At 38.5% G+C, this 15,174-nt stretch carries 16 protein-coding genes and 1 tRNA gene; 6 read left to right on the top strand and 11 right to left on the bottom strand.

From position 1 onward, the window contains the following. The first annotated feature begins 156 nt into the window (after positions 1-156). From J8L71_RS00430 to J8L71_RS00420, 3 genes are read left to right on the top strand one after another with little or no spacing between them, the layout of a single operon-like run. A complete protein-coding gene (locus J8L71_RS00430; protein WP_210998782.1) occupies positions 157-2,697 on the top strand; it encodes an EAL domain-containing protein in 2,541 nt (846 codons plus the stop codon). Between the two features lie 22 nt (positions 2,698-2,719). Further along, positions 2,720-3,529 carry a DUF2797 domain-containing protein gene (locus tag J8L71_RS00425; protein WP_210998781.1) on the top strand — a complete coding sequence of 270 codons (810 nt, stop codon included), beginning with the start codon at positions 2,720-2,722 and terminating at the stop codon, positions 3,527-3,529. A 6-nt stretch (positions 3,530-3,535) separates the two neighbouring features. After that, complete coding sequence (locus J8L71_RS00420; protein ID WP_210998780.1) at positions 3,536-3,829, top strand: hypothetical protein; 294 nt, start codon at positions 3,536-3,538, stop codon at positions 3,827-3,829. A 13-nt stretch (positions 3,830-3,842) separates the two neighbouring features. Here J8L71_RS00420 and J8L71_RS00415 read toward each other — a convergent pair whose 3' ends face one another. The 6 genes from J8L71_RS00415 to J8L71_RS00390 all read right to left on the bottom strand — a co-directional run bounded on the left by J8L71_RS00415 (position 3,843) and on the right by J8L71_RS00390 (position 8,875). Beyond that, the gene (locus tag J8L71_RS00415; RefSeq protein ID WP_210998779.1) at positions 3,843-4,760 is read right to left on the bottom strand and encodes a histone deacetylase family protein; all 918 of its coding nucleotides are present in this window, start codon (positions 4,758-4,760) and stop codon (positions 3,843-3,845) included. 141 nt (positions 4,761-4,901) lie between these two features. After that, complete coding sequence (locus tag J8L71_RS00410) at positions 4,902-6,443, bottom strand: serine hydrolase (RefSeq protein WP_210998778.1); 1,542 nt, start codon at positions 6,441-6,443, stop codon at positions 4,902-4,904. Between the two features lie 11 nt (positions 6,444-6,454). Then, positions 6,455-6,949 (bottom strand): gamma-glutamylcyclotransferase family protein, encoded by a 495-nt coding sequence (locus J8L71_RS00405; RefSeq protein ID WP_210998777.1) that lies wholly within the window; start codon positions 6,947-6,949, stop codon positions 6,455-6,457. Between the two features lie 22 nt (positions 6,950-6,971). Continuing rightward, positions 6,972-7,598: a LysE family transporter gene (locus tag J8L71_RS00400; protein ID WP_210998776.1), complete on the bottom strand. Its 627-nt coding sequence runs from the start codon at positions 7,596-7,598 to the stop codon at positions 6,972-6,974. An 11-nt stretch (positions 7,599-7,609) separates the two neighbouring features. Continuing rightward, the gene (locus J8L71_RS00395) at positions 7,610-8,383 is read right to left on the bottom strand and encodes a hypothetical protein (protein WP_210998775.1); all 774 of its coding nucleotides are present in this window, start codon (positions 8,381-8,383) and stop codon (positions 7,610-7,612) included. Positions 8,384-8,392: 9 nt separating this feature from the next. Beyond that, the gene (locus J8L71_RS00390) at positions 8,393-8,875 is read right to left on the bottom strand and encodes a CreA family protein (protein WP_210998774.1); all 483 of its coding nucleotides are present in this window, start codon (positions 8,873-8,875) and stop codon (positions 8,393-8,395) included. A gap of 179 nt (positions 8,876-9,054) precedes the next feature. Here J8L71_RS00390 and J8L71_RS00385 point away from each other — a divergent pair, with 179 nt between their 5' ends. Then, positions 9,055-9,384: a 5-carboxymethyl-2-hydroxymuconate Delta-isomerase gene (locus J8L71_RS00385; protein WP_058549364.1), complete on the top strand. Its 330-nt coding sequence runs from the start codon at positions 9,055-9,057 to the stop codon at positions 9,382-9,384. A gap of 60 nt (positions 9,385-9,444) precedes the next feature. Here J8L71_RS00385 and J8L71_RS00380 read toward each other — a convergent pair whose 3' ends face one another. The 4 genes from J8L71_RS00380 to J8L71_RS00365 all read right to left on the bottom strand — a co-directional run bounded on the left by J8L71_RS00380 (position 9,445) and on the right by J8L71_RS00365 (position 12,622). Beyond that, complete coding sequence (locus J8L71_RS00380) at positions 9,445-11,325, bottom strand: methyl-accepting chemotaxis protein (RefSeq protein ID WP_210998773.1); 1,881 nt, start codon at positions 11,323-11,325, stop codon at positions 9,445-9,447. A 187-nt stretch (positions 11,326-11,512) separates the two neighbouring features. After that, positions 11,513-11,589, bottom strand: a tRNA-Ile gene (locus tag J8L71_RS00375). 246 nt (positions 11,590-11,835) lie between these two features. Then, positions 11,836-11,994 carry a YqaE/Pmp3 family membrane protein gene (locus J8L71_RS00370; protein WP_004587604.1) on the bottom strand — a complete coding sequence of 53 codons (159 nt, stop codon included), beginning with the start codon at positions 11,992-11,994 and terminating at the stop codon, positions 11,836-11,838. A gap of 64 nt (positions 11,995-12,058) precedes the next feature. Continuing rightward, positions 12,059-12,622, bottom strand: a complete 564-nt coding sequence (locus tag J8L71_RS00365) for a BON domain-containing protein (protein WP_210998772.1) — start codon at positions 12,620-12,622, stop codon at positions 12,059-12,061. Between the two features lie 317 nt (positions 12,623-12,939). On the opposite strand from J8L71_RS00365, the gene J8L71_RS00360 reads away from it, so the two are divergent. Further along, on the top strand, positions 12,940-13,602 hold the full coding sequence (locus J8L71_RS00360) for a LiaF domain-containing protein (protein WP_210998771.1): 663 nt from the start codon (positions 12,940-12,942) through the stop codon (positions 13,600-13,602). 40 nt (positions 13,603-13,642) lie between these two features. On the opposite strand, the gene J8L71_RS00355 is transcribed toward J8L71_RS00360, so the two are convergent. Beyond that, positions 13,643-14,059 carry a VOC family protein gene (locus J8L71_RS00355; protein WP_210998770.1) on the bottom strand — a complete coding sequence of 139 codons (417 nt, stop codon included), beginning with the start codon at positions 14,057-14,059 and terminating at the stop codon, positions 13,643-13,645. Between the two features lie 222 nt (positions 14,060-14,281). Between J8L71_RS00355 and suhB the strand changes: the two genes are divergently transcribed. After that, positions 14,282-15,085 (top strand): inositol-1-monophosphatase, encoded by an 804-nt coding sequence (gene suhB, locus J8L71_RS00350; protein WP_058549356.1) that lies wholly within the window; start codon positions 14,282-14,284, stop codon positions 15,083-15,085. Positions 15,086-15,174 lie beyond the last annotated feature (89 nt).

Here is a 15,174-nt window from a genome sequence, read left to right as displayed (position 1 = left end):
GTTACAAACCTCGCGCCACGATTAAATCGTCCCTAGTTAGAACAAATTTTAATCCTGAAGGATAAGCAGGCCCTAAAAATTTAACTAAAAAAGCGCAGTTTATCTGCGCTTTTTTAGTGCTACACTTATGCAAATAGTTATTACAAGTGTACAGCGTTGGAAACAAAAACTTTACGTTATCACGGGGTGGCTGTAGCCATATTGGTTTTTATATTTTTTATTATTAGCACACTAGCGTCAAATCTAGTCGTGCCTACACGCTACACCGTCGGAAAAACTACACCTGTATATTTAGATTACGCCTATTATATTGATGAAAATAAAACAGGCTCCCTCAAAGATATTATTGCAAGCCCTAATCAACTGACTAATAAATCCTTCTCCGACATCCCTTGGAGTTTTAAACAGCAAAACTATTGGTTATTTATAGATTTAGAAAATAAAAGTTTATATGAACAAGACATTGTTGCTCATTTTGACAACCCAATGGTCGATCACTTAAGTATTTACCGTCTTACGCCAAACAATGAGCTTATTGAAACATACAAATTAGGCGATAAAGAAGAATCACTTTCTTTATTTCAATACAGTGTGCCTCACATCCGCTTTTCACTACCGAGTAAATCAATAGAACGCTTAGCGATTAAAATAGACACCATAGGTATTAGTAAAACGCCTGTAAATCTTTATCGTTACAAAGAATTTGTAGACTTAGTTCGTTCGCAAACAGGTATTTGGGGAATATTTGCCGGCGTATTGCTAATGGCTGCTCTTTATAACCTAGTGCTTTATTTTGGTATTAAAGACCGTGTTTACCTTATTTATATAGGTTACATAATGAGTGCTCTTTGTTTAATGGGCGTTGTTATGGGCTTTGGCTTTTATTTGTGGCCTCTAGAGCTTCAGTTGTTTTTACACGAAAAAGTTATTTTTACTAACTATGCAATGGCGTTTTTTACACTGGCATTTTGTACGATGTTTTTACGCTACCACAAAGATAAATGCTGGCGTTATAAACTGAGTAAAGCGCTATTGTTTTTAATATTTTTACTCTCAATAGCCACACTATTCTTACCCGAATACATAGCAGCTCCAGTCTTTTTTTGTGTGCTTAGCCTTTTATATGTTGTGTGTATTATTTTAATCTATAACAAATTACGTACAGGGTTTAGATGGGCTAAGTTTTATGTATTTTCGTGGATACCTTTGATTATAGGTGCTGCGATACAGCCGTTAGAACTAACCGGCTTTTTAGCGTATAGCTTTGCAATCCGACATGCTTTTTTAGTCGCTATTTTGTGTGAAGTTATTTTAATGGCTATGGCACTTGCCGATAGAGTTCGCTACCAGCGAGAGCGAGCGCTTTATCATGCAACACATACACAACAAACTAAGCTACTTAACAGTGCTAAGCTAAAGCAAGCTTTTATGGCCCTGCAATTACAGGGTAGAAACACGACCTTATGCTTAATTAAAATTCGCCATTTCAACTCCCTAAATACCATTATTACCCCTTCGCAGGGCTATACATTAATCAAGCATGTAGCCAAACAAATAGAGCTAGAACTTAGCCACGAACGTGAATTTGCGAATCTAGATATAGATTTTAATAACAGCCCTCGGTTAGCTGATTTAGGCAGTGGTGTATTTGCGTGTATTTCAACTAAAAATCAAAATCAGCAATCCCTTGAAGCAGCGCTCATTAAAATAATTAATAGCTTATCAAAGCAATATGAAATACAAGGGCTAAACCTGCAGCTTACTTATAATATTGGTATAAGCAACGCAGGTAAAAGTGACGACTTTGAGTATTGGCTAAAACGCGGATATCTAGCCCTTAAAAAGGCTAAAAACAATAACGACTTGGTTGTAAGCACCCCAAATGGAAGTAACCTTCTAATGGATGTATCGCTCGCAGCTAAATTACAAAATGCTATAAAATCAGATCAGCTAGCTTTGTATTATCAGCCTCAAATAGGATTGAATTTCAATCAAGTTAACGGTGCTGAGGCCCTACTTCGCTGGCCAGACCCAGCCTTTAAAAGGGTATCCATAGAAGAGCTAATTATACTTGCCGAACATACTGGTATTATTAATGAGTTAACGCTGTGGGTTATTGAGCGTGCCTGTAAAGATTTGCTCAAACTTACTCAAGAGGGTCACACCGTTCACCCCATTAGTGTAAATCTAAGCGCTAAAAATCTATCTATAAAAAATTTAGCCGAAAAAGTAGAAAACATACTTATAAAATATCAGGTTCCTGCGCATTTACTTAAATTTGAATTAACCGAATCTGCGCTTGTTGAAAGCCATGAAGCACTTATTTCATTAGTAAATGAGCTATCTGATTTAGGTGTACGCGTGGTACTTGATGACTTTGGTACAGGTTATTCTTCATTGAGCTATTTAGTTAACTATCGCTTTACCGAGTTAAAAGTAGATAAGTCATTTGTATTTGATTTAATTAATAATGCAGGGCACAAAGTCATTGTTCAAACTGCTATAGATATGGCGCATAACCTTGGTTTATCTATTACTATCGAGGGAATAGAAACCCAAGAGGTACATCACTTATTAAAAGAAATGGGTGCCGACCGCGCACAAGGCTACTTATATGCAAAACCCCTTCCCTTTGATGACTATTTGCATTTCTTAAAAAGCCAATATAGCTTAAAAATGTTAGACTCCTCTTTTTAACATCTTTAGGGGCCAAGTAAAGATGCAAGGCACTTTGCGTAAATTAAAATCGAGCTTAACAGAGCCGGTTCAGTATCACCTTCCGGTTGGCGACGAGCTAGTTGATTTAAATGCATACATAGGTAAAGAACTCACGCTTACTTTTAGCGGTACTATTTTATGCTCTAACTGCGGTAAAAAAACTAAAAAGAGTTACTCTCAGGGTCATTGCTTTGTATGTATGCGTAAGCTTGCTAGCTGCGACATGTGTATTATGAAGCCAGAAACCTGCCACTACGACCAAGGTACATGCCGAGAGCCACAGTGGGGCGAAGAAAACTGCATGATCCCACATTATGTTTATTTAGCTAATACTTCGGGGTTAAAAGTAGGCATTACGCGCCATACACAAATACCTACACGTTGGGTTGACCAAGGTGCTACTCAGGCTTTACCTATTTTTAAAGTGCAAACACGCTTGCAGTCGGGCTTGGTAGAGGTTGCATTAGCCGAGTTTATTGCCGATAAAACCAATTGGCGCAATATGTTAAAAGGCCAAAACGAAGCAATAGACTTAAAAGCCGCCGCCGCTGAACTTATTCCACAAATCAGCGATAAACTAAACGAGCTAAGTGAGCTATTTGGTGCAACCGCTATAGAGCAACTTGATGAAGACGTGGTTGATTTAAACTTTCCGGTAACAGAATACCCAACTAAAATAAGCTCGTTTAACTTTGATAAAAACCCGGTTGTAAGCGGTGTTTTACAAGGTATTAAAGGGCAATATTTAATTTTTGATAACGGCGTTATTAATATTCGTAAATTTACCTCTTACGAAGTAACTGTAGGCTAACACGCTATGCTAAACAGCTTCCCACAGATATTAGTTATTTATAATGAGCTTGAGATAGCGCATAACCAACAAGAGCAGCAGGAGTGCTTACACAGCGTTACGCAAAGTGAGCTAAACGTCGTACGCGTACTTAATAAACAAGGTAACTATCTTGATTTACAAGGCACTGCTTGCCCTGCACCATCTGGGGAGCAGCTTGCGCAGTTAGTTACAGCTTATTTATTAAATGAAGGCCAATGTTGCTTAGGTAAAATTAAAACGCTAAGCACTACGCAGGCATTTGATTTACTAGGGTTATAAGTTTTCTCTTTATTTAAAGCTCGGTGAGTACTTTAATATGCGCTACAGCACTTCTTCCTAAAGCTGATAGCGCATAACCGCCTTCAAGGTATGATATAACGCCCTTGCAACCACTGTCTTTAACAGCGTTACACAACTGCTGTGTTAGCCAAATATAATCATCTTCTACAAACTTTAAACTTGCCATGTCATCCTCTAAGTGTGCATCAAACCCCGCACTTATAAATAACAGCTCAGGTTTAAATGCTTTCAATTTGGGCAACCATTGGGTATTAAATACCTCTTTTAAACCTTCACCATTACTGGCTATCGGCAAAGGCGAGTTAACAATATGGTTATTATTTTTTACGGCTGTATTTGGGTAAAACGGATATTGAAATAACGAACAAAGTAATACGTTTTCATCGTCAATAAAAATGTCTTGCGTGCCATTGCCATGGTGTACATCAAAATCAGCAACAGCAATACGTTTAACCCCTTTGCTTTGGGCGTACTTAACAGCAATGGCTAAATTATTAAATACGCAAAAACCAGACGATGAATGTGCATTTGCATGATGCCCCGGCGGGCGAACAGAACAAAAAGCGGCATCGAGGTTATCTGCAAGTATTTCATCTACAGCTAACAGCCCAGCGCCAACAGCGCGCTCAATTGCTTTTAACGAATCAGGGCATAACCATGTGTCGCCATCGAGGTTATTTAATCCCTCTTGAGGAATTAAGCGCTCAACAAGGTTAACTAACGACTCATCATGCGCTAATAAATAATCTTCGCGTTTTGCTTTAGGTGCCTGAAGGTGAGTTAAGCCAACATCTACGCCGCTGGCGAGTAACCGGTCGGTAATAACATCTAAGCGCTCTGGGCACTCGGGGTGATCGTCAATCATTTTATGTTTACGGCAATGAGGGTGTGAAATAACTGCAGTACGCATAAAATGCTCCTAAGCAAACTAGTATGAGCGTTTAATATAACAAAGCCACCTAAGGGTGGCTTTGCGACTTTGGTGTATAGCATTAGGGCCAGTTGAACTTTCAGGTTAAACCCGCAAAGGTCAACAGACCTTAGTAAATTACTATTTTGCTTTTAAGTTTAAGTTTCTAAAATCAAAGCTAAAGTCGGTAACAGCGGTTGATACCGCCCGCATTTTGGCGCTATTTACACGGTTTTGTGGGCTCATTTCAAAACGAATAAACGCATCAGCCTCTAATAGTTTTTCATCCCACTTAACAATAAATGTATTACCCGTATAATGCTCAAGTGTGCCTTTTAAGCGTTTGGTATGCGTAAAATCAATGCGTAATTTGCCATCTAACTGCTCAACAATTACATCACCGTACCAGTCATCATGTAAGGTGCCGGTGTAATTAATATTAGGTAACTGTGGCTGGTAGTCTGCTGGTGCATCGGGCTTAGCATTCGCATAAGCTTTTTGTTTACCGGCAAAATGCTTATCAGCTAAATCTTCTACCCAGTCTTTATCTTCAAGTTCTAGGGCATCTTCAAGCACTTCATGAGTAACCGCCGAAAGCGCACTAAATGCTTGCTGATTAGATAAAATTACAATACCAAGCTTTTTTTCTGGTAGTAACGTGACTTGCGATACCATACCTAAAATACCACCACCGTGACCCAACTTTTTAAAGCCGTGGTAATCTTCAATGCTCCAACCCAGTCCATATCCTCTAAATTGCTGATGATACGCTTCAAATGCACTTTTAGATGCCATAGAGGTAATATGCGGATGCCACATTTGCGCTTGTTGCTTTTCGCTAAATAGTTGCTCGCCGTTTGGCATTTTACCACCCGCTAATTGCGTGCGTAGCCATTGGCTCATATCGCTTACGCTAGATGCAATAGCACCTGCACCTCTAAAGTCTTCTAAGTAATTAACAAAAAATGGGTTAAGCTTGCCATCCATAGGAATGTGCCCTATTGCCCAGTTTTTATTACTTTTAGGAATACGTGAAAAACCCGCGCGCGAGTTATCCATATGCAGCGGCTTTAATATATTGTTTTCGATGTAATCGTTCCAGCTCATACCCGACACACGCGCAACAACCTCACCTGCGGTGACAAACATTAAGTTGTTATAAGCATATTGGCTACGAAAGCTGCTTGCCGGTTTTAAATACTTTAGCCCTGCTAAAATATCCTCTATAGATTTATCGGTGCTTGGCCAAATCATTAAATCGCCTTGCCCAAGGCCTAATCCACTGCGGTGGCTTAATAAATCACGAATACGCATTTCACGGGTTACGTATGAGTCATATAATCTAAATTCAGGTAAGTGATCGATTACCCTGTCATCCCAGCTTAACTTGCCTTCATCAACTAATTTAGCAAGCGCTGCGCTGGTAAATGCCTTTGTGTTTGAAGCAATACCAAATAGCGTGTCTTTGTTTACTTGTGCGTTAGTATTTAAGTTACTAACACCAAAACCTTTAGCAAATACTACTTGGTCATCTTGCACTACCGCTACAGCCATACCGGGTACGTCAAAGCGCGCCATTGAAGTTTTAATTACCTCTTCTAAATTATTGGTATTTATTTGTGCCCAACTGCTAAAGGTGGCACTTGCAAGCAAGGCAAAGCTGGCTAATTTAGTTAATGTCATGGTTATCCTTATTATTTTTGATGGACTGCAAATTCAATATCGGCGCGCTCTTTATTAGTATCGCTTTTATGCGGCCGATTAAGTATTGCATCACTGTATTCTTTTGGTACGCCCGCCTCAAGTGCTCCGCGATGAACGTGCTGAATATACCAGTCATATGGCAGTACATCGTTATCGTGCGTATTGGCTATATAGCAATGCGCCTCTATTTGATCGCCATCTAAAAGTGTTGGCTTAATTGCAACGCAATCGTACCCTGGACCTTCAATAGTATCTAAAATTGCTTTTTCTGCTTCATTAACTTCATAAACAACACCATACACTAACGCGTTTTTATCATCGCTTTTTTGAATACTACATTTACCCGACCCATCTTTAAATAACATATTAAAGGTAAGCTCGTAGCCTTTTAATACCGCTGTACCAACACGTTTAGCTTGCGGTAAGCGTGCAAGTAAGCGGTTGGACGACATATTTGATCCAAACGAAAAATTATAAATAGGCATGTTTACTCCTGCTCTTATTAATTTAAATTACAACGCGAATAGCTAACGCTATTAAAATAACGCCAATACCGCGGTCAAACCAATAACCACTTTTTTGAAAAAAGCCCCGAACACCAGGCTTTGAAAGTATCAAAGAGAGCATTGAAAACCACACCCAGGTAGCCAATGCCATATAAACGCCATACGCTATTTGCACGCTAGTAGGGGTAGTTACGCTAATTACTAAGGTAAATAACGACATAAAAAAGAGTGTCGCTTTAGGGTTTAGCGCATTAGTTACAAAGCCACGCCTAAAGGCAAGCCACACACTTTCCTCAAGCACGGTTTTGTTTTCTATAGTATCGCTCGTATTTTCTGGCGGTTTTGCTGCTCTTAACGCTTGCACACCTAAATATGCCAAATAAGCTCCTGCGAGGTATTTAAGCGCCATAAATAAATTAGGTGATTGCGTTAAAATAAGTGCAACGCCTAATACGCAATAGCCAACGTGCAGCAAAATAGCGGCGCCAACGCCTGCACTCGTCCATAAAGCATTACGCCTACCTTGCTGTACACTTTGTTTAAGTACCACAGCAAAGTCTGGCCCAGGGCTCGCTACGGCAAAAAAGTGTGCAATAGCAATAAGCAAAAATTCATCTAAGTAATTCACAAGTATCCAATTTAATTTGGTGCATAGGCGAGTAATAACGGATTAGCTGAGTTGTCTACTAAGGCTTTAATTTCTTTCTGAGCTTTTTTAAATTGGCTTCGTAAATGCGGCTTTAAGTGCTTTTTAGACTCTTTATCGTTTTTAAAGTAGCTAATTAACGCGTGCATAAATACCGTATGTGTTTCGCTAAGTTTAGCCTCGCGATTAGCATAGGGGTTATAACACGAGCCACACCCTCCTTTAAATTGATACACTGTGTTGCTCATCATTACACCAAAACCTAAAAAGCATGCCAGTGCATCAGCAGCTTGTGGCAGGTAGCCTTTACCCCCTGGTGGTAGTACTGCAACATGGTGTATAAGTATGGTCGCTAACGTACCTGCAAAGCTTGCCACTAAATCTTGAGGCTGATTAATTTGATTAGGATTAAACGAGATATTAATCGCATGGCTTGGCGGTACTATAAGCTGGCTTGTATCACCTCGTAGTTGCTCACTAAATTCAAAGTGAGGAAATACTTGCGGCTGCAATTGCTGTGGTGCTACTAGTTGTATTGGCCATGCGCTCATACCAGCGTAATCGCGCACACGGGTAAATACATTTGTAGCCATCTCTTCAATACTCGACACCGAGTCAGGGAAGTATTTAGCCGTTGGCAATATTATTTGAGTGTGCTTTGTAAAAAAACTGGCATCAAAGTTTTCTACCGCCCAAATAAAGGTATCAATTAACCACTGCTGCTCTGCCTGCTCAAGCAGTGGCTTTGTTTTAAATAACGCTAACATAATGTGCTCTTATTCTTGTTTAAGCGCCCAATCCCACGCTTGGGTATTGTAAAGTGGTACAGTTGATAGCGCATGATGATGACTACCACTGGATTCTTTTGTTGAGTACGATAAGTACAGTAACGTACGGTTTTGTGCATCGTAAATACGGCGTACTTTTAATGATTTAAATAAAATACTTTTAGATGATTTAAATACCACCTCTCCCGACTTACTGCGATCTATAGCTTGTAATTGATCCTCCGTAATCGGCCCCGTTTGACGACACGCTATAGACATATCGGAGGGATCTGAAAAATCTAAATCGGCCTCAATATGACTAATATGACATGTAACACCTTTTACTAGCGGGTCTTGCTGCGAATTAACCACCACATCTTTAGTAGTAAATAGACCTAAGCTCACTGATGCAACATCGTCAGAGCAAGCACTTAATGTAACAACTGCACTTAGTAGCACAGCTAAACGTTTAAAATTTTGCGGTAATTTCATATTAATCCTTAATTTTGCTTTATAAGCTAAGCGAAGGTTCACGTGTCTGTTTTTATACTACCATCAAAAATAATTACTTTAGAGTAAAGATTTTCAATACCTCAGGGGTTAGCGCAGAACACTGTATTTGCTACAATTGCGCCCACACCCATGCAGTAACTTACAATAGGAAATGCTTAATGCCGCATATTATTATTGAACACTCAGAAGACCTTCCTGTTCTCCCTCAAGTACTCGTAGAAAAAGTACACAATGCAACTTTTCAAAGTGGCTTATTCGATTTAGAAACTATCAAAACCCGTGCCATTGCTTACCAGCAGTATCAACTAGGTGCAGGTAAAGAAGGATTTATTCATATTGCGGCACATATAATGTCAGGGCGCTCGATTGAGCAAAAGCAAATGCTTAGTGAAAGCCTGCTGGAGTGTTTAAAAACCTACTGTCGCGATTCAGACAGCTTAAGCGTTAATATTTACGATATTCAACACGAGATATACCGTAAAAATTAAACAAAAAAAGCGCGTTATAACTGAGTTACAACGCGCTTTATAGTTTAAAGCTTTAACTTTTTATAATGTAAATTTACCAAGCAAGTCTTTTAATATATTCGACTCCTTATTCAAGCCATTACATAGCTGCTCGGAATTTTTCATATTTTGCTTTGTTTGCTCTGCCGAGTCAGAAATCATCACCACATTTTGACTAATCTCTGAAGTCGCTAATGTTTGTTCACGTGTTGCTGTAGCAACCGAACTGTTTAGCTCACTTAAAGTCACTATTTCCTGCGATATACCTGTTAACGTACTGCCCGTTATTTTTAAGCGTTCTGCGTTTTCTAAGGTATTTTTACTACCAAGCTCAATGGCTGATACCGTCGTTGATGCTTTGTTATTTAGTGAATCAATCATTTCGTTTATTTGCTCAGTAGACTCAGCGGTACGCATAGCCAGCGTTCTTACCTCATCGGCAACTACAGCAAAACCTCGACCATGCTCCCCTGCACGCGCAGCCTCTATGGCAGCATTAAGCGCTAATAAATTGGTTTGCTCAGATATAGCCTTAATTACATCAAGCACTTGCGTAATAGATTTTATTTCACTAGAGAGCTCAGTAACGGAAGCAACCGAGGTGGCCATGGCCGTTTCTAACTGCTCCATGTGTTTTATGGTGCCATTAACAAATTCAACCCCTTTGTGAGTGGTTTCCTCTGTAGTAGTTGCTATATCAGAGGCATTACTAGCGCTGTTAGAAATATCTTGGACGGTTACTTCCATTTCATTAACCGCAGCTGCAACCGTTTGTGTGCTTGATGATTGCACTTCAGCCAAATTAGCTGCCCCTTGGACTTGCACTAGCACATTCTGCGAAATACTTTTTACATGATTAGCAGAATCTGACACTTGCTTAAACATACTATGCAATTGCTCTAAAAATAAATTAAAGTTTGCCGCCAACTCAGATATTTCATTGTTATCGTCTGTAGGTAACCTAGCAGTTAAATCACCATCTTTTTTAGTTAACGAATTAACCGCTGTGGTAATATTTTCAATAGGTTTAAATATTTGCGCAACTAATACCCTAGCTAGCACCAGGCCTATAACAGCAATAATAACCCCAAATAATAAATTACTATGAATCGCACTATTAATAGGCCCATAGAGTTGATCCTCAGGAATTTCGGCCACTAAATGCCAACCTAATGATTCTACAGGCGTGCTTGAAACAACATAATCTTCATCGCCAATTTGTTTATTTACAATAGCACCGTTTTTAATATCACGAATATTAATTTTCTGACCCATTTTATCTCTGTCGCTGTGAAGCATCACCTCACCATCATCAGAGACCAAATACACGACACCCGCCTCACCAATACGGTATTCATTAACTAAATTAATCATAGAATCGAGCGACCGCCCCACACCGGTAATCGCCGTACGCTCACCATCAATTTCTAATGCATGGTTAATAAATACCACCATACTATTCGAGCCTTTATCTATATCTAAAGCAATTTCGAATGATTTATTTGATGATAAAAACTGATCAAACCAGGCTTCGTCTGTTCTATCTATTTTTCTCGAAATGCCCGTATCGGTGTAATAGTTATTAGTATTTTTGGAAATAATATAAGTAATAACAGCTTTGTTATTCTTTTTAATACTCGCTAAATAATTTATATAGTCAGCTTGTGATTGCTCGGATTCACCGTTAGCTATCCACTGTTTAACAAATGAATTTTGCGCTATTTCTTTAGCAACAATAATGGGAGTAGAAAGCTCTAACTCAATTTTATTTTTCACTTCGCTAAGCGCTGTAGGTAAGTCTACTTTTGCGAGCTTATCGCCTATATGACTTTGGATACTATTTGAAAATAAAAATGTAGAAGCAGCTAAAGGCACAACAATGGCTAAAATGAGGCTAATATAGACTTTTTGTTTAAGTAACATACTATTCCTATAAATGTACAAGAGGTTGAACTAACATTCGCTCTTAATAAATATAGGATCAGCTAAGCAATAAGCCCAACAATTGAAAAAATTTAAAGTGATTTAAATTAAACACAAATAGCGGAATATAAATTTAAGAAACTGATTTTTAAACTTTAGAAGATACTTGGGTAAGAATATTTAAAAGTGGTGGCCCCTCCCAGACTCGAACTGGGGACCTAACGATTATGAGTCGTGTGCTCTAACCAACTGAGCTAAGGGGCCAACTTTATATAACTGCACGGCAGTTAATTTTTGAAGCGTTTAGCCACTAAGCGACTAAAGCGGGTTGCAGTATAAAAACTTTTTAAGGGCTTGTCACTAGCAAAAACCTTTATTTTAACAATCAATAAGCTAACTGCTTAAATAGTAATCTTTTCAGTGGGAAATAATATAAAAATGTGGGGATTTATAGTATGGAAGGCATGTAAGCCGTCTAACAGGTCGGCTTACATTACATAAAATGCGGCATTACTTTTTGGCAATTATATAAATTGCATGTATTAAGCCTGGGAAGTAACCCAGTAGTGTTAATAAAATATTTAGCCAAAAGTGCATACCTAAACCAACTTGTAAAAACACACCCAGTGGTGGCAATAAAATCGACAAAATAATACGAATGATATCCATGGTGTAACTCCTTAAAAATGACAAAGCAAAAAGCCCAGCAGTGCTGGGCTTTTAGTATAGTGTATTATTCAGCAACGATAGTTAATTCATCAACTACGTCACGAACATCTTCAGCGTTTTTAGCAATTTTTACAGCTAACTGCTTTTCAGCTTCAGATTCAACAGAACCTTTTAGCTTCACTACACCGTTGTCGGTATCAACATCGATATCTGTACCGTCAACCTCTGAATCGAATAAGAAGCGCGTAGTAATTACCGTGGTAATTTTAGCGTCTGTTAAATCGTTGTCATCAGTGTCCATATCGGTATCTGTAGTTTTTGCGTCCATATCTTTAACAACAGTTAAGTTATTATCTACGTCCGTTACGCCATCTAGGCTAATTACAAGTTCTTCAGCTAACTCTTTATCTAAGTCGCTGTTTACTTTACCTGTAAGTACTACCTTGCCATTTTTTACATCAGTGTTAATGTCAAAGTTGTTTAGATTAGTGTTCATCAGAAGCACTGTTTCTGCCTTACCATCAATCCAAGCATCTTTACTTTCGTTTTCCCAGCTGCTTGCTTGCGCACCCATTGCTGTAGTACCAAGAACTAACGCTGCAATCATAGACTTATTGAATGTTTTCATAATCTTTCTCCTTTTGATTAAAGACGAATTTATTAATGCGAGCTTTAGGCCAACTTTATTTATGTATAAAATTCAATTGGTTGAGGTTTAATTCGTATTTTTAGTCTCTGGGCCTCAAGTAAAGTTTTACAGGCTTATCGGTAAAACTTTCTCAAGTAGTGAAAATAACTAGATAATTGCAATTTTGATTAATCTATCGTTAATATAAACAACGCTTAAACATCGCTATAAAATAAACCACTGATATTTAAGTATTTTTAAATTGGTACGTTGATTGCTTTTCTATTGGTACTAACTAAATAAAAGGATTGATCCTAATGTCTGTAAAAATTGAAGACCGCCCAATAGAACACGTTCGTGAACAAGTGATTGATCAGCTAATTTATAATTACAGCCATGGGGTTATTTCTGTAGAGGCATTTGAACGACGTTTAGATGAAGCGATGGATGCGAGCTCAAACGAAGCATTAATGAACTTAGTGGAAGATTTAACACTTAACACCGATAACCAATATAAAGCACACAAACACACGCAGTTTTCTCCAAATTATAGTGCACAACAAAACAGCGATGACGACTTTACCTTGCGCAGCATATTAGGCTCTAATGAGCGAAGTGGCCAATGGGTTGTACCAAAAAACATATATCTACATAACTATATGGGCTCTGTAGTACTTGATTTTACCGATGCTATATTTACACATCAAAACGTAACTATTCACGTTAACTGTATTTTTGGTAGTGATGAAATATACGTGCCGGAGCATGTGAATGTAGTATCTAAAATGTTTTGTACATTAAGCAGCTTTGAAAATAAGTCGGTATCGCTTAATAAGCGCCAAGGCCCAACAATTCACATTGAAGGCAAGGCTATATTGGGTTCGGTAGAAGTAAAAGTTAAACGCACAATTAAAGAAAAATTTATAAGTTTTGCTAATGAACTAAAAGCCCAGCTTGGCGCTGGTAACAGTCGCTCATAACACACTATTTTAGCACCGCGCTTTGCGGTGTTAAAAATGGTTATAAGTCGTTATTTCGCTCACTGGGTATATCACTTAAATATTCTACAAACTCTATTTCAAAGCCTGCGGGATCAATATAATACACATTTTTTCTAAATGGATTAGCACTCCCATTTTTACTTATATTAAAGCCCGCTTTTTTTAAACGCGTTACTACTGCATTTATATTGCTAGTAACATAAGCAAAGTGAGCAAAACCAACTTGATGCCCAGACAAGTACCTGTTTTCTCCCTCACCATGGTCGCTTATGGCAATGTAATGGGTTTCATCACCAAAGTGTACCCAACGTCTTGGCTTACCATACCAATCGCCTTTTCCTTCACTCCTAATTGACCAATACGGAAATGCAGCTTGATAAAACTCAAGCATAGAATCGATATCGTTTGCGACTAAGTTTACGTGTTCTAAATACATAATTTTCCTTATTTGTTTAAGTTGAGGTCACGATAAAACCTCAAGCTAACTTTAGGTAAAGCATTATTTAAAATTAATTATGCTTTAAAACACAGGTACTTTTAGCGCTGTATAAAAAACATGCATATTTATTTAGGGTTTATTGTTTACTTTATGTCAAAAGTCGCTAAAATACGCCGGCTGAAATATACAAACGTTCTTTTACAACCCAAAGGTAACACCATGCATCCAATGTTAAACATTGCGGTTCGCGCTGCGCGTAACGCAGGCAAAATTTTACTTCGCGCAGGCGAAGATTTATCAAAAGTTGAAGTGCAACAAAAAGGCGCTAACGACTTAGTAACTAATATTGATAAAGAAGCCGAAGCCGTAATTCGCGACACAATTTTACAGTCTTACCCTACCCACTCTATTGTTGGTGAAGAACTAGGTGAGCACAAAGGCAAGGATGCAGATTACCAATGGATTGTAGATCCTATCGATGGAACAACTAACTTCATCAAAGGTATCCCTCATTACGCAATCTCTATTGCACTTAAAGTTAAGGGTCGTTTAGACCAAGCCGTGATTTATGATCCAATTCGTGGCGAGCTTTTCACAGCTTCTAAAGGTCAAGGCGCACAACTTAACAGCAAACGTCTTCGTGTAAGCAAAACAACAGTACTTGCGGGCACTGTACTTGCTACTGGTTTCCCTTTCAAAAACAAACACCACATGGATGCATACACTGAAGCATTTAAAGCATTGTTTGTGCATACAGCTGATATCCGCCGTGCAGGTTGTTCTGCTTTAGATATGGCATACGTTGCTGCTGGCCGTGTTGATGGCTTTTTTGAAATTGGTTTAAAACCTTGGCACTCTGCTGCAGGTGAGCTTATGGTTAAAGAAGCGGGCGGAATGGTAGTAGATTTTGCTGGTGGTAATAACTATAACCACAGTGGAAATATTATCTGTGGCGCACCAAAATTGACTCAAGCTATTATTCGTGAAATTCGTCCAGTGTTATCTGAGTCGTTACTTCGCTAATAAACTATTTATACCAGTCTAAATTGGTATGACTAAAAAGGAGCTTAGGCTCCTTTTTTTGTGCTTAATTTAAATCTCTTGTTAAAATT

The organism is Pseudoalteromonas sp. MMG007 (assembly GCF_018100985.1).
GTDB lineage: Bacteria > Pseudomonadota > Gammaproteobacteria > Enterobacterales > Alteromonadaceae > Pseudoalteromonas.
This window is presented reverse-complemented; position numbering and strand designations above follow the sequence as displayed.

Bases quoted from the DNA above. Each gene is read 5' to 3' on its own strand.
- J8L71_RS00425 (WP_210998781.1), top strand. From the start codon at position 2,720: ATGCAAGGCACTTTGCGTAAATTAAAATCGAGCTTAACAGAGCCGGTT.
- J8L71_RS00420 (WP_210998780.1), top strand. From the start codon at position 3,536: ATGCTAAACAGCTTCCCACAGATATTAGTTATTTATAATGAGCTTGAG.
- J8L71_RS00415 (WP_210998779.1), bottom strand. From the start codon at position 4,760: ATGCGTACTGCAGTTATTTCACACCCTCATTGCCGTAAACATAAAATG.
- J8L71_RS00410 (WP_210998778.1), bottom strand. From the start codon at position 6,443: ATGACATTAACTAAATTAGCCAGCTTTGCCTTGCTTGCAAGTGCCACC.
- J8L71_RS00405 (WP_210998777.1), bottom strand. From the start codon at position 6,949: ATGCCTATTTATAATTTTTCGTTTGGATCAAATATGTCGTCCAACCGC.
- J8L71_RS00395 (WP_210998775.1), bottom strand. From the start codon at position 8,383: ATGTTAGCGTTATTTAAAACAAAGCCACTGCTTGAGCAGGCAGAGCAG.
- J8L71_RS00390 (WP_210998774.1), bottom strand. From the start codon at position 8,875: ATGAAATTACCGCAAAATTTTAAACGTTTAGCTGTGCTACTAAGTGCA.
- J8L71_RS00385 (WP_058549364.1), top strand. From the start codon at position 9,055: ATGCCGCATATTATTATTGAACACTCAGAAGACCTTCCTGTTCTCCCT.
- J8L71_RS00380 (WP_210998773.1), bottom strand. From the start codon at position 11,325: ATGTTACTTAAACAAAAAGTCTATATTAGCCTCATTTTAGCCATTGTT.
- J8L71_RS00370 (WP_004587604.1), bottom strand. From the start codon at position 11,994: ATGGATATCATTCGTATTATTTTGTCGATTTTATTGCCACCACTGGGT.
- J8L71_RS00365 (WP_210998772.1), bottom strand. From the start codon at position 12,622: ATGAAAACATTCAATAAGTCTATGATTGCAGCGTTAGTTCTTGGTACT.
- J8L71_RS00360 (WP_210998771.1), top strand. From the start codon at position 12,940: ATGTCTGTAAAAATTGAAGACCGCCCAATAGAACACGTTCGTGAACAA.
- J8L71_RS00355 (WP_210998770.1), bottom strand. From the start codon at position 14,059: ATGTATTTAGAACACGTAAACTTAGTCGCAAACGATATCGATTCTATG.
- suhB (WP_058549356.1), top strand. From the start codon at position 14,282: ATGCATCCAATGTTAAACATTGCGGTTCGCGCTGCGCGTAACGCAGGC.